Here is a 12,665-nt window from a genome sequence, read left to right as displayed (position 1 = left end):
GCCCGTTATCCTTTCATTTCGTCCAGATCCTGGACGTTGATCGTCCCGCGATTACGGAACAGCAACACCAGGATGGCCAGCCCGATCGCGGCTTCCGCCGCGGCAACGGTGAGGATGAAGAACACGAAGACCTGCCCGGCCAGATCCTGCAGGAAGAACGAGAACGCAATGAAGTTGATGTTCACCGCCAGCAGCATCAGTTCGATGCACATCAGCAGCACGATCACGTTCTTTCGGTTCAGGAAGATCCCGGCCACGCTGATCGAAAACAACAGCGCGGCCAGCACCAGGTAGTGCTCTAGCGTAATCATTGTCTGGCCCTGAATTCCGTTGGGGGACGGTCATCCGCCCCGCGGTGGCTCGGCACCGGCGCTCCCGCCGGCGTCACTCTTGGTTCGGGTCGTCGTCGCGTTCGGCCCCGCGGGCCCGGCGCGCCTTGTCCTCCGACTTCATCGACACCATGCGCACGCGCCCCTCGCGCGAGACCTCGATCTGGCGCGCCGGGTCGATCCGCTTGTTGTCCGGCCGCCGGCGCATGGTCAGGGAGATCGCCGCGATGATCGCCACCAGCAGGATCACGGCGGCAATCTCGAACGGGTACACGTATTCGGTGTACAGAACCGCCCCCAGCGCCTCGGTGTTGGCGTACTCGGGGCCTGCCCGTTCCGGTGCATCCATGGTGATGTAACGCGTGATCACCAGCACCAGCACGGTCGCCATCGCGGCAGCGACCACCAGGCCAACCGGGAGGTATTCACTGAAGCCCTCCCGCAGCCGGGCGATGTTGATGTCCAGCATCATCACCACGAACAGGAACAGCACCATGACTGCGCCGACATAGACCAGCACGAGTACAAGTCCGAGGAACTCGGCCTCCGCCATCAACCACAGCGCCGCAGCCGAGACAAAGCACACCACCAGAAACAGCGCGGCATGCACCGGATTGCGCACACTGATCATCGCCAGCGCGGCACCCAGCAGGATGGCGCCAAAAAGATAGAACAGAAAGAGCTCGAAGGTCATCGTTGCGTCCCTGATTACCGGTACGGGGCGTCGATCGCACGGGCCTCGGCGATCTCCTTCTCGAAGCGATCACCGATCGCCAGGAGTTTGTCCTTGGTCATGATCTGCTCGCCCCGATTCTCGAAGTGGTATTCGAAGATGTGCGTCTCGACGATGGAATCCACCGGGCAGGCCTCTTCGCAGAACCCGCAGAAGATGCACTTGAACAGGTCGATGTCATACCGCGACGTCCGCCGCGTACCGTCCTCGCGCTCTTCCGAATGAATCGTGATCGCCAGCGCCGGGCACACCGCTTCGCACAGCTTGCAGGCGATGCAGCGCTCCTCGCCGTTGGGATAACGGCGCAGCGCGTGCAACCCGCGGAAACGCGGCGACATCGGGGTCTTCTCGTCCGGGTACTGCACGGTGAACTTGCGGCGGAACAGGTACCGGCCGGTCAGCCGCAAGCCCAGCAGCAGTTCGAAGAACAGGAAGCTCTTGAAGAAATGACGCACGGATTTCATGGCGAACTCCTTACGCGAACCACGGGCCGACGTCGAACGCGACGAACACGCCCAGCACGAACAGCCATACGATGGTGACCGGGATCAGCACCTTCCAGCCCAGCCGCATGATCTGGTCATAGCGATAGCGCGGGAAGGTGGCACGTAGCCACAGGAAGATGAACAGGAACAGCGCGGTCTTGATCAGAAACCAGTGCAGACCGTCGCCCAACAGGGTACCGATCACCGGCCAGTCGAACATCGCCGCCGGCAGGATGCCCTGGAACGGGGACAGCCAGCCGCCGAGGAACAGCACCGCGGTCAGCGCCGAGATCAGGATCATGTTGGCGTATTCGGCGAGGAAGAACACCGCGAAAGCCATCCCGGAGTATTCCACGTGGAAGCCGGCCACGATCTCGGATTCCCCTTCGGCCACGTCGAAAGGCGCCCGGTTGGTCTCGGCAACCCCGGAAATGAAATACACGAAGAACAACGGCAGCAGCGGCAGCAGGAACCAGTGGTAGACGCTGCCCGACTGGGCCTGGACGATGTCGCCGACGTTCATGGAACCCGCGGCCATCAGTACGCCCACCAGGGCGAAGCCCATCGCGATCTCGTACGAAACCAGCTGCGCCGCCGATCGCAGCGAGCCCATCAGGGCGTATTTCGAGTTGGATGCCCATCCCGCAATGATGATCCCGTAGGCGCCCAGCGACGTCAGCGCCAGGAGATAGAGAAGACCCGCATTCACGTCCGCCAGCGCACCGCCCTCGAAGAACGGAATCACGGCCCAGGCCGCCAGCGCCGGTGCGATCGTCAGCACCGGTGCGCTGAAGAACAGGAACCGGTTGGCATTCGACGGGACGATCACCTCCTTCATGAGGAGCTTCAGCGCGTCCGCGATCGGCTGCAGCCATCCGCGCGGTCCCACGCGATTGGGCCCGACGCGCACCTGGATATAGCCGATGATCTTGCGCTCGGCGAAGGTCAGATAGGCGACACCCAGCATCAACGGGATGATGATCAGCTGGATGCCGATCAGGATCTGCATCACCGTTGGCAGCGAATGGAACAGGTTGAGAATCCAGTCGAACATGGTTCAGTCCCTTGTCAGGCGCGTGCGAGCGTGACCGGCTCGCCCGGGGCACCAAGCGGGGCGGCGGCACCACCGGTGAGGGTGATGGCCAGGCCCGGCGGTACGGAATCGTCAAGCACAAGCGTCAGTTCGGCCTCGGCCCGTCCCTGCTGCACGCGAACCCGGCTGCCGTCGGGGATCCCGCCGGCCGAGTCGGGGTGCACCTGCACCGCGTTCGCCAGCTGCCCCTCGGGGCTGCGCTGCAGCGGTTCGGCCCGACGCACGAGCGGATCGGTGGCGTACAGCGAACGCGAGGCGACGCGCCGCAACCCTTGTTTGCCCGGGTCTGCGATTTCCGGTTCCTCAACGTGCACACGGTTCAGGTTGACCGTGTTGTCGAAGCTGACATCCGCGAGGAGGCCCTTCAGCTCGTCGCGCACTGCGGGCGAATCGAGGTAATCGAAGCCCTTCTGCGCGAACAGGTTGCCCAGCACGCGCCAGACCTTCCATCCCGGACGAGCCTCGCCCGGGGCGCGGCTCGCCGCGCGGAAGCTCTGCCAGCGTCCTTCGGCGTTCACGAAGGTCCCGGAGGATTCGAAGCTGGTCGCGACCGGCAGCAGAACGTCGGCCGATGCCTGCAATTCGGCGTCGGCAAACGCGGTCAGTGCGACCACGAATCCCGCGTCGCGCACTGCCTGCTGGAAAGCGACCGGATCATGTCCGTCGCGGCCGGGCTCGAGTCCGGCAACGACGAACGCGTCGCGGCCTTCGTTCAGCATCTCCGGCGCCGGGCGTCCGCTGGTCTCGAGCGCCTGACCGGCCACGCCGCGATGCGGCAGCACCCCGGCCAGCCAGGCACCGGCCGCATTCGCGCCCTCGGGCATGTACCCGAGACGGGCCCCGGTATGGCGGGCGATCCAGCCGGCCAGGGCCCGGAGGGTTGCAAACGCCGGGCTGGCCATGGCGTCCGCACCCAGCAGCACGTGGCCCTGTTCCCCGTCCAGCAGCGAGCGTGCGGCCCGCTCGAACGCTTCGCGGGTGTCCGGATCGTCGCTTTGGGCGGCCTTGACGATCTTTTCCAGGCGGGGCGGCAGCCCCTCGCCGGCCGCCGCGATACGCCCGGCAATCCCGGCCAGGGCCATGACCTGGTCGTGCTCGTTGCCGACCAGCTGGGCCGCCACCGGGTAGGTCAGGTCCAGCAGCTGGTTATGCACCAGGGTAACCCTGGCGTCGTGGTTGAGAGCCGCCTTGCGCAGGCGATGCGCCAGCAGCGGCTGCTCGCGCCGCGGATTGGTGCCGACCAGCAGGATCGCATCGGCGCGGTCCAGCTCGGCGATCGGGCTGCCCAGCCAGGGGAACAGGGGCGCGGCGTCGTCGTCGCGGAAATCCTGCTGGCTCATGCGATGGTCGATGTCGCGCACGCCCAGCCCGCGAAGTAGTTTCTGGCCGAGGTAGTGTTCCTCCAGCGACAGCGACGGAGAAAACAGCCCGCCGATCCGCTCGGGGGCCACCTTGCGCAGGCCTTCCACCGCATGCTGCAGGGCGGTCTCCCAGTCCACGTCCTGCCACTGCCCGTCGCGCCTGATGCGCGGCGTGGTCACGCGGTCCTCGGCATACAGCCCCGCGTAGGAGAAACGGTCCCGGTCCGAGATCCAGGTCTCGTTGACCGCTTCGTTGTCGCGCGGGACCATCCGCATCACGCGCCCGTCATAGGTATGGGCGGCAATGTTGGAACCCACCGCGTCGTGCGGGGCAATACTGGGGGCCTGGGCGTATTCCCAGGCACGTGCGCCGTAGCGCGACGGCTTGGCGGTGAGCGCGCCCACCGGACACAGATCGATCACGTTCCCGGAGAGCTCGTGCGCGACGGTCTTCTCGACATAGGTCCCGATCCGCATGTCTTCGCCGCGCCCGGTCGCACCCAGTTCGCGCACGCCCGCGATCTCCTCGCCAAAGCGCACGCAGCGGGTGCAGTGAATGCAGCGGGTCATCTCGGTTTCGATCAGCGGACCGATATCCTTGTCGTGCACGACCCGCTTGGCTTCGGTGTATTGCGAAACGGACTCGCCATACCCCATCGCCACGTCCTGCAGTTCACACTCGCCGCCCTGATCACAGATCGGACAATCCAGCGGGTGATTGATCAGCAGGAATTCCATCGTGCCCTTCTGTGCGGAAATGGCGAGGGGCGACTGCGTGTACACCTTCATGCCGTCCATCACCGGCGTGGCACAGGCCGGCAGCGGCTTGGGCGCTCGCTCGACCTCCACCAGGCACATCCGGCAATTGGCGGCCACGGACAGTTTCTTGTGATAGCAGAAGCGCGGAATCCGGATATCGGCCTCGTCCGCAACCTCGATGAGCATGGTGCCCTTGGGCGCCTGCAAGGTCTGCCCGTCGATCTCGACGGTGACCAGATCCTGTGGCTGATCCTGACTCATGTTCGATTCCTGCTGCGTGTGCGCGACGGGGCGATCAGGCGGCGCTGGCCACCGGGCTCCGGCCGTGCTGGATGTAGTGTTCGAATTCGTGACGGAAATGCTTCACGAAACTGCGCACCGGCATCGCGGCGGCATCCCCAAGGGCGCAGATGGTGTGCCCTTCGATCTTGCTCGCAACGTCGTCCAGGCGTTCGAGGTCCTCGGGACGACCCTTCCCTTCCACGATGCGGGTCAGCATGCGGTACAGCCACCCGGTGCCCTCACGGCACGGCGTGCACTGACCGCAGGATTCGGAATAATAGAAGCGCGAGATCGTCTGCAGCGCCTTCACCATGTCGGTGGTCTCGTCCATCACGATCACCGCGCCGGAGCCGAGCATGGATCCGGCCTGCGTGATGGAGTCGTAATCCATGTTGGTCTGCAGCATCGTGTCGCCCGGCACCACCGGCACGGACGAACCGCCCGGGATCACCGCCTTGAGCTGGCGGCCATCGAGCACGCCACCGGCCATCTCCAGCAGTTCCCGAAACGGCATGCCCAGGGGCACTTCGAAGTTGCCGGGTTTGTTGACGTGTCCGGAAACCGAAAACAGTTTCTCGCCCCCCGACTTGGGCACGCCCAGGTCCGCGAACCACTGGCCGCCGTTGCGGATGATCGACGGGATGGAAGCCAGCGACTCGGTGTTGTTGACCGTCGTCGGCTTCCCGTAGACGCCGAAGTTCGCCGGGAATGGCGGTTTGAAGCGCGGCTGCCCCTTCTTGCCCTCGAGCGACTCCAGCAGCGCGGTTTCCTCGCCGCAGATATAGGCGCCCGCGCCCAGCGTCGGATACAGCTCGAAGTCCACGCCCGAGCCAAGGATGTCACGCCCGAGGTAGCCGGCCTCGTAGGCCTCCTTCAGGGCGGCCTCGAAGCGTGTATTGACCTCGTCCATGAACTCGCCGCGCATGTAGTTGTATCCCACCGTCGCGCCGATCGCGTAGCCGGCGATCGCCATCCCCTCGATCAGCGCATGCGGGTTGTACATCAGGATCTCGCGATCCTTGCAGGTACCGGGCTCCGATTCGTCGGAGTTGCAGACGATGTATTTCTGCCCCGGGGAATTGCGCGGCATGAACGACCATTTCATCCCGGTCGGGAACCCCGCGCCTCCGCGGCCGCGGAGGTTGGAGGTCTTGACCTCCTCGATCACGTCTTCCGCGGCCATCTTGCCGCCGAACACCTTTTCCAGCGCCTGGTATCCGCCGACGCTACGATAGGTCTCGAGCGACGACGGGTCATCCAGGTAGCGGGTCGCGAAACAGATCTGGTTGGCCATCGTTTCAGGACTCCAGGCCGTCGAGAATCTCGTCCACGCGCTCCGGCGTCAGATTCTCGTAATAGACGTGGTTCACCTGCATCATCGGCGCCCCGCAACAGGCGGCGAGGCATTCTTCTTCCTTCTTCAGGTAGAACTTCCCGTCGGGCGTGGTTTCGCCCAGGGTGATGCCGAGCCGGTTTTCCAGATGCTCGATAATCCCGGCCGAGCCGCGCAGACTGCAGGAGATGTTGTTGCACACCGCGATGGTGTGCTTGCCCACCGGCTCGAGCTCGAACATCGAGTAGAACGAACCCACTTCGTAGACGGCGATCGCCGGGAGCCCCAGGTAGTCGGCAACCGCGTCCATCTTCGCGGTGGAAACGTAGCCGTCCTCGTGCTGGACCACCCGCAGCGCGGCGAGTACCGCCGAGCGCTTCTGGTCCTCCGGATAGCGGGCCAGCCAGTGATCGATCTCCTCGCGCTCGTGGTCGCTCAGGTCGACCTTGTGCTCGGCCGGCTTGTGAAAGGCAACGGGTTTGGGTTCGGCAGCCATCAGCGATCAATCTCCCCGAAGACGATATCCTGGGTTCCGATAATGGCCACGACGTCGGCCAGCATGTGGCCGCGCGCCATCTCGTCCAGGGCGGAAAGGTGGACAAAGCCCGGCGGGCGCACCTTGAGGCGATACGGTTTGTTGGCGCCATCCGACACCAGATAGCAGCCGAACTCGCCCTTGGGATGCTCGATGCCGGCGTAAGCTTCGCCCTCCGGCAGGCACATCCCTTCGGTAAACAGCTTGAAGTGATGGATCAGCGATTCCATGTCCGCCTTCATCTCTTCGCGCTTCGGCGGCGTGATCTTGTGATCCTCCAGCAGCACCGGGCCGGGATTCCTGCGCAGCCAGTCGACGCACTGCCGAATGATGCGGTTGGACTGGCGCATTTCTTCCATGCGCACCAGGTAACGGTCGTAGCAGTCCCCATTGACCCCGACCGGGATGTCGAAATCCAGCTGATCGTAGACCTCGTAGGGCTGCTTCTTGCGCAGGTCCCATTCCACTCCGGATCCGCGCAGCATCGGGCCGGTGAAACCGAGCTGTTTCGCCCGGTCGGCATCCACCACGCCGATACCGACCGTCCGCTGTTTCCAGATACGGTTGTCGGTCAGCAGGGTCTCGTATTCGTCCACGCACCCCGGGAACCGCTCGGTGAACGACTCGATGAAGTCCAGCAGCGAGCCCTGGCGATTGGCATTAAGCTCGTCGACCGTTTCCTGGGACTTCCAGGCCGATGGCTGGTATTTCGGCATGGTGCCGGGCAGGTCGCGGGCGACCCCTCCGGGCCGGTAGTAGGTGGCGTGCATGCGCGCGCCGGAGACCGCCTCGTAGCAGTCCATCAGGTCCTCGCGCTCGCGGAACGCGTACAGGAACACCGTCATCGCGCCGATGTCGAGAGCGTGCGCGCCCAGCCACATCAGGTGATTCAGGATTCGGGTGATCTCGTCGAACATCACCCGGATGTACTGCGCCCGCAGCGGCGCTTCGATACCAAGCAGACGCTCCATGGCGAGCACGTAACCGTGCTCGTTGCACATCATGGACACGTAGTCCAGACGATCCATGTAGCCGATCGACTGGTTATATGGCTTGCTCTCGGCAAGTTTCTCGGTCCCCCGATGCAGCAGGCCGATATGCGGATCGGCGCGCTGCACCACCTCGCCGTCCATCTCCAGGACCAGCCGCAGCACGCCGTGTGCAGACGGATGCTGGGGGCCGAAGTTCAGGGTGAAATTGCGAATCTCAGGCATGATCGGCTCCTTCCGCCGGCGCGTCGCCATCGGTGTAGCGATGGTCGTCGCGGATCACCTTCGGCACCAGCACGCGCGGCTCGATGGTCACCGGCTGGTACACCACGCGCGCCTGCTCGGTGTCGTAGCGCATCTCCACGTGCCCGATCAGCGGGAAGTCCTTGCGGAACGGATGGCCGACAAAACCGTAGTCGGTCAGGATGCGACGCAGGTCCGGATGCCCCGAAAACAGGATCCCGAACAGATCGAAGGCCTCGCGCTCGAACCAGTTGGCCGACGCCCAGACGTCCACCAGCGACTCCAGCTCCGGGAATTCGTCATCCGGCAGCCAGGCACGCATGCGCAGGCGACGATTGTTCTGCACCGACAGCAGATGCACCACCACGGCGAAGCGCGGACCGTCCCAGCACGATTCGCCGGGCGCATCATCGAACGTGAACCGGCCGGAGGTGGCGGACTGGACGCCCCGACTGAAACCCTCACTGGAGGCGTCATCGGTGGCCCATTCGGTCTGTCCGTACTCGAGATAGTCCACGCCGCACAGGTCGATCAGGATTTCGAATCCGAAATCCTCGTCGTCGCGCAGGGTCTCGGCGATCTCGCGCCAGGCGTCCGCCGGTACTTCAATGGTCGCCTCACCGTTGACCACCCGCACTCCGTCCAGGCGTTCGCCCAGCTTCGCGCGCAGCACGTCAATCCAGGTCTGTTGTTCAGCCATCTGCCACCCCGGGTCGCTCAGCGCGCGATCGTGTTCGTGCGCCGGATCTTGTTCTGAAGCTGGATGATGCCGTAAAGCAGAGCCTCGGCCGTCGGCGGACAGCCCGGCACGTAGATGTCCACCGGCACGATGCGGTCGCAACCCCGAACCACGGCATACGAATAGTGGTAGTACCCGCCGCCGTTGGCACAGGAGCCCATGGAGATCACCCAGCGCGGTTCCGACATCTGGTCGTACACCTTGCGCAGCGCCGGTGCCATCTTGTTGACCAGCGTACCCGCCACGATCATCACGTCGGACTGACGCGGACTCGGACGGAATACCACTCCGAACCGGTCCATGTCGTAGCGCGCGGCACCCGTGTGCATCATCTCCACCGCGCAGCAGGCCAGGCCGAAGGTCATCGGCCACAGGGAGCCGGTGCGGGCCCAGTTGATGAGCTTGTCAGCCGAGGTGGTGACGTAGCCCTTTTCCAGAACGCCTTCTATTCCCATTCCAGCGCCCCCTTCTTCCATTCGTAGACAAAGCCGACTACCAGAATCAGCAGAAACAGCGCCATCGCAAGAAGCCCGAACAGGCCTACGGCATCGAGGGAGACGGCCCAGGGAAACAGAAAGGCGATCTCGAGATCGAAGATGATGAAAAGGATGGCGACCAGATAGAACCGAACGTCGAACTTGAGGCGCGAATCCTCGAACGCCTCGAAGCCGCATTCATACGGCGAATCCTTGGCGGCATCCGCCTTGCGGGGCCCCACGGCCATGCCGATCACCAGCGGCACGATACCGATCACGATGCCTACTGCAATGAACAGCAGGATGGGCAGATATCCTTCCAGCATGTCTCTCTCCCGTACGCCGCCTCGGGCGGGCAGGTCCACGGGTCGGCCGAACAGGAGGGCCGGACCATGGGCGGTTCAGCGTTGCTGGGTGAATGCGCCGGGGCCGCGGCCCTCGGGCGATCGGGCCGGTGCGCTCACCGGTGAGGCAGTCTAGGTGAAGCCGGAAAACGGTGTCAAGCTCACATAAAACGCCAAGTTATTGTTTATAAAGGCTTTACAATAAAAAGGTTCCGCCCGGACCTCCGGACGGAACCTTCCCTGAAAAATGGTGCAGATGGTGGGACTCGAACCCACACGGCTTGCGCCACTACCCCCTCAAGATAGCGTGTCTACCAATTCCACCACATCTGCGTATTCCTGACTGAAGCCCTATTGTGGCACGTCCTGCGGCCGCGAGGGCGGATCCGCCGGCTCGTCGGCAGGGGAATCGTCCGGCGCCATGCCCGGAACATCCCCGATCGGGATATCGTCCTCGACCGCCTCTTCGGGCGTCGGTTCATCCATCAGGCTGCGCGCCTCGGGTTCCGACGCAGCGATATAGGCCAGCGCCAGCCCGTTGATGAAAAACACCGCGGCCAGAAAGGCCGTGGCGCGGCTCAGGAAGTTGGCCGACCCCTGGGCACCGAACACGGTGGCCGAAGCCCCGCTGCCAAATGCGGCCCCGGCATCCGCGCCCTTGCCGTGCTGCATCAGCACCAGCGCGATGATGGAGATCGACACCACCACCTGAACAACCAGGAGGATCCCGTAGATCATTCGCCCGCCCCGGTCGCGGCCCGCGCAATCCCGGCGAAATTCGCGGCATCCAGCGAGGCTCCGCCCACCAGGCCGCCATCGATGTCATCGTGCGCCAGCAGCCCCGCGGCGTTGTCGGCCTTCATCGAACCGCCATACAGGATGCGCAGGTCGGCAGCCACGCGCGGATCGCGGCCGGCGACCCGGTTACGGATGAAGGCATGCACCTCGGCCGCCTGCTCCGGGGTGGCCGTCAGGCCGGTGCCGATCGCCCAGACCGGCTCGTAGGCGATCACGGCGCGGTCCAGCGATTCGACTCCGGCGGCATCCAGCACGGCATCGAGCTGCTCGCCCACCACCGCTTCGGTGCGGCCGGCTTCGCGCTCTTCCTTCTGCTCGCCCACGCACAGGATCGGGGTCACGCCGGCGGCCAGGGCCGCCTGATACTTGGCCGCCACCCAGGCGCTGTCCTCGGCCTGGCGGTCGCGGCGCTCGGAGTGCCCCACGATCACGTAACGGCAGCCCACATCCTTGAGCATGGCCGCGGCGACCTCGCCGGTGTAAGCGCCGGAAGCCTGATCGGAGCAGTCCTGCCCCCCGACCTCAATGGGGCTGTCGGCCAGGGCCTCGACGACTTCGGGCAGATAGACCGCAGGCGGGCACACGGCCAGCTCGACGCCGGCCAGCCCGTCCAGCTCCGACTGGAGCGCGGACAGAAGCTCGCGATTGGCGTCGCGGGAGCCGTTCATTTTCCAGTTTCCGGCGACCAGCGGCTTGCGCATGCGGTGGTTCCTCCTGCGATGGCCAGGGTTCCATGATTGAGCGGCGGGATGTTACCGGCGCGTTCCCGGCAAATCAACCGACCACCCGGGCGCCGCGTCACGCGCACCGGGTGGCGGGAGTCAGGCGACCGCGCGGATCGCGTCCGCAATGCGTTCCGCGGCAGCCTGCGTGGCGCCTGCGTCTTCCGCCTCGACCATGACGCGGATCAGGGGTTCCGTGCCCGACGGTCGCAACAGCACCCGGCCGCGGCGACCCAGCTCGGATTCCACTTCGGCCACGGCGGCGCGGACCGGCGGCGCATCCAGACGCTCGTCTGCTCCCTCGTCCAGGCGCACGTTGACAAGGGCCTGCGGGAACTGCGGGATGGCCGCGGCCAGTTCGGCCAGGGACCGGCCGCTGCGCTGCATCAGGTGCGCGATCTGCAGTCCGGCCACGGTGCCGTCACCGGTGGTGGTGTGATCCAGACAGATGATATGTCCGGAACTCTCACCGCCCAGCAACCAGCCGTAGCGCCGCAGTTCCTCGAGGACATAGCGGTCCCCCACCCGCGCGCGCACGAACGGCACTCCGACCTCCGCCAGCGCGTTTTCCAGGCCGAGATTGGTCATCTGGGTGCCGACCACGCCACCGCCCAGCGTACCCAGGTGCAGGCGTTCCAGGGCGAGGATCCCGAGGATGCGATCACCGTCCACGATCTGGCCGGCAGCGTCCACCAGGATCACGCGGTCACCATCCCCGTCCAGAGCGATGCCCAGATCGGATCCTGTCGCGCGTACACGTTCCGCGAGGCGGTCGGGGTGCAATGCCCCCACACCCTCGTTGATGTTGTAGCCATCGGGCATGGCGCCGGTCAGCTCGACCTCCGCCCCCAGCTCCTCGAAGACATGCGGCGCGACGTTGTAGGTCGCCCCGTGGGCACAGTCGAGGACGATGCGCATGCCGCGCAATTCGGACCGCGCGGGTATGGCGCTCTTGCAGAATTCGACATAGCGCCCGGCAGCGTCGGAGATGCGTACCGCCTTGCCCAGGCGCCGCCCGTCGATGGCCTGCGCGGGTTCGTCGAGGCGCGCCTCGATCGCGGCCTCCACCGCGTCCGGCAGCTTGTCGCCTTCCGGGGTGAAGAACTTGAAGCCGTTATCGTTGAAAGGGTTGTGCGAGGCACTGATCACCACGCCCGCCGTCGCGCGGAAGGTCCGGGTCAGATAGGCGATGGCCGGCGTGGGCATCGGGCCCAGCAGGGCCACGTCGAGCCCGGCCGCCGACAGGCCCGCCTCCAGCGCCGATTCGAACATGTAGCCGGAGACCCGGGTATCCTTGCCGACCAGCACCGGCCCCTGGGCATATCCGTTCTCGCCCAGGATCTCGCCCACGGCGTAGCCCAGGCGCAGGGCAAACTCCGGCGTCATCGGCCATTCGCCGGTTCGCCCGCGGATGCCGTCGGTCCCGAAATAACGTCCCATGCGG

14 protein-coding genes and 1 tRNA gene are annotated in these 12,665 nt (G+C 65.2%); all 15 read right to left on the bottom strand.

The genetic code is table 11. From position 1 onward, the window contains the following. Positions 1–5: 5 nt before the first annotated feature. A complete protein-coding gene (nuoK, locus tag B1A74_RS02570) occupies positions 6–311 on the bottom strand; it encodes an NADH-quinone oxidoreductase subunit NuoK (RefSeq protein ID WP_018869953.1) in 306 nt (101 codons plus the stop codon). Positions 312–384: 73 nt separating this feature from the next. Beyond that, entirely contained in the window at positions 385–1,023 is a 639-nt protein-coding gene (locus tag B1A74_RS02565; protein WP_018946351.1) for an NADH-quinone oxidoreductase subunit J, read from the bottom strand. A gap of 14 nt (positions 1,024–1,037) precedes the next feature. Next, positions 1,038–1,526, bottom strand: a complete 489-nt coding sequence (nuoI, locus tag B1A74_RS02560) for an NADH-quinone oxidoreductase subunit NuoI (protein WP_018946352.1) — start codon at positions 1,524–1,526, stop codon at positions 1,038–1,040. 10 nt (positions 1,527–1,536) lie between these two features. After that, positions 1,537–2,601: an NADH-quinone oxidoreductase subunit NuoH gene (nuoH, locus tag B1A74_RS02555; RefSeq protein WP_077243678.1), complete on the bottom strand. Its 1,065-nt coding sequence runs from the start codon at positions 2,599–2,601 to the stop codon at positions 1,537–1,539. A 14-nt stretch (positions 2,602–2,615) separates the two neighbouring features. After that, positions 2,616–5,021, bottom strand: a complete 2,406-nt coding sequence (gene nuoG / locus B1A74_RS02550) for an NADH-quinone oxidoreductase subunit NuoG (RefSeq protein WP_077243677.1) — start codon at positions 5,019–5,021, stop codon at positions 2,616–2,618. A 34-nt stretch (positions 5,022–5,055) separates the two neighbouring features. Further along, the gene (gene nuoF, locus B1A74_RS02545) at positions 5,056–6,336 is read right to left on the bottom strand and encodes an NADH-quinone oxidoreductase subunit NuoF (protein WP_077243676.1); all 1,281 of its coding nucleotides are present in this window, start codon (positions 6,334–6,336) and stop codon (positions 5,056–5,058) included. Between the two features lie 4 nt (positions 6,337–6,340). After that, positions 6,341–6,871, bottom strand: coding sequence for an NADH-quinone oxidoreductase subunit NuoE family protein (locus tag B1A74_RS02540; protein ID WP_018946356.1), 531 nt, complete (start codon positions 6,869–6,871; stop codon positions 6,341–6,343). Continuing rightward, positions 6,871–8,124 (bottom strand): NADH-quinone oxidoreductase subunit D, encoded by a 1,254-nt coding sequence (locus tag B1A74_RS02535; RefSeq protein WP_018946357.1) that lies wholly within the window; start codon positions 8,122–8,124, stop codon positions 6,871–6,873. Before B1A74_RS02535 ends, B1A74_RS02540 begins: the two co-directional genes overlap by 1 nt. After that, on the bottom strand, positions 8,117–8,842 hold the full coding sequence (locus tag B1A74_RS02530; RefSeq protein ID WP_018946358.1) for an NADH-quinone oxidoreductase subunit C: 726 nt from the start codon (positions 8,840–8,842) through the stop codon (positions 8,117–8,119). The genes B1A74_RS02535 and B1A74_RS02530 overlap by 8 nt, the downstream gene beginning before the upstream one ends. A gap of 17 nt (positions 8,843–8,859) precedes the next feature. After that, positions 8,860–9,336, bottom strand: coding sequence for a NuoB/complex I 20 kDa subunit family protein (locus tag B1A74_RS02525; RefSeq protein ID WP_018869962.1), 477 nt, complete (start codon positions 9,334–9,336; stop codon positions 8,860–8,862). Next, positions 9,327–9,683 carry an NADH-quinone oxidoreductase subunit A gene (locus tag B1A74_RS02520; protein WP_018869963.1) on the bottom strand — a complete coding sequence of 119 codons (357 nt, stop codon included), beginning with the start codon at positions 9,681–9,683 and terminating at the stop codon, positions 9,327–9,329. Before B1A74_RS02520 ends, B1A74_RS02525 begins: the two co-directional genes overlap by 10 nt. A 266-nt stretch (positions 9,684–9,949) precedes the next feature. Beyond that, positions 9,950–10,034: transfer RNA gene (locus B1A74_RS02515), tRNA-Leu, on the bottom strand. A gap of 18 nt (positions 10,035–10,052) precedes the next feature. Continuing rightward, on the bottom strand, positions 10,053–10,439 hold the full coding sequence (secG, locus tag B1A74_RS02510) for a preprotein translocase subunit SecG (protein WP_018946359.1): 387 nt from the start codon (positions 10,437–10,439) through the stop codon (positions 10,053–10,055). Next, positions 10,436–11,200: a triose-phosphate isomerase gene (tpiA, locus tag B1A74_RS02505; RefSeq protein ID WP_018946360.1), complete on the bottom strand. Its 765-nt coding sequence runs from the start codon at positions 11,198–11,200 to the stop codon at positions 10,436–10,438. The genes secG and tpiA overlap by 4 nt, the downstream gene beginning before the upstream one ends. Positions 11,201–11,320: 120 nt before the next feature. Continuing rightward, on the bottom strand, positions 11,321–12,661 hold the full coding sequence (gene glmM / locus B1A74_RS02500; protein ID WP_077243674.1) for a phosphoglucosamine mutase: 1,341 nt from the start codon (positions 12,659–12,661) through the stop codon (positions 11,321–11,323). Between the last annotated feature and the right edge of the window lie 4 nt (positions 12,662–12,665).

It is taken from the genome of Thioalkalivibrio halophilus (genome assembly GCF_001995255.1).
GTDB lineage: Bacteria > Pseudomonadota > Gammaproteobacteria > Ectothiorhodospirales > Ectothiorhodospiraceae > Thioalkalivibrio > Thioalkalivibrio halophilus.
Note: the sequence above shows the minus strand (reverse complement) of the source record. Positions and strands in the feature narration are given on the sequence as shown.

Excerpts from the sequence above, each read along its gene's own strand:
- B1A74_RS02540 (WP_018946356.1), bottom strand. The coding sequence starts at position 6,871 with ATGGCTGCCGAACCCAAACCCGTTGCCTTTCACAAGCCGGCCGAGCAC.
- B1A74_RS02535 (WP_018946357.1), bottom strand. The coding sequence starts at position 8,124 with ATGCCTGAGATTCGCAATTTCACCCTGAACTTCGGCCCCCAGCATCCG.
- secG (WP_018946359.1), bottom strand. The coding sequence starts at position 10,439 with ATGATCTACGGGATCCTCCTGGTTGTTCAGGTGGTGGTGTCGATCTCC.
- B1A74_RS02565 (WP_018946351.1), bottom strand. The coding sequence starts at position 1,023 with ATGACCTTCGAGCTCTTTCTGTTCTATCTTTTTGGCGCCATCCTGCTG.
- nuoI (WP_018946352.1), bottom strand. The coding sequence starts at position 1,526 with ATGAAATCCGTGCGTCATTTCTTCAAGAGCTTCCTGTTCTTCGAACTG.
- nuoK (WP_018869953.1), bottom strand. The coding sequence starts at position 311 with ATGATTACGCTAGAGCACTACCTGGTGCTGGCCGCGCTGTTGTTTTCG.
- nuoG (WP_077243677.1), bottom strand. The coding sequence starts at position 5,021 with ATGAGTCAGGATCAGCCACAGGATCTGGTCACCGTCGAGATCGACGGG.
- glmM (WP_077243674.1), bottom strand. The coding sequence starts at position 12,661 with ATGGGACGTTATTTCGGGACCGACGGCATCCGCGGGCGAACCGGCGAA.
- tpiA (WP_018946360.1), bottom strand. The coding sequence starts at position 11,200 with ATGCGCAAGCCGCTGGTCGCCGGAAACTGGAAAATGAACGGCTCCCGC.
- B1A74_RS02525 (WP_018869962.1), bottom strand. The coding sequence starts at position 9,336 with ATGGGAATAGAAGGCGTTCTGGAAAAGGGCTACGTCACCACCTCGGCT.
- B1A74_RS02530 (WP_018946358.1), bottom strand. The coding sequence starts at position 8,842 with ATGGCTGAACAACAGACCTGGATTGACGTGCTGCGCGCGAAGCTGGGC.
- B1A74_RS02520 (WP_018869963.1), bottom strand. The coding sequence starts at position 9,683 with ATGCTGGAAGGATATCTGCCCATCCTGCTGTTCATTGCAGTAGGCATC.
- nuoH (WP_077243678.1), bottom strand. The coding sequence starts at position 2,601 with ATGTTCGACTGGATTCTCAACCTGTTCCATTCGCTGCCAACGGTGATG.
- nuoF (WP_077243676.1), bottom strand. The coding sequence starts at position 6,336 with ATGGCCAACCAGATCTGTTTCGCGACCCGCTACCTGGATGACCCGTCG.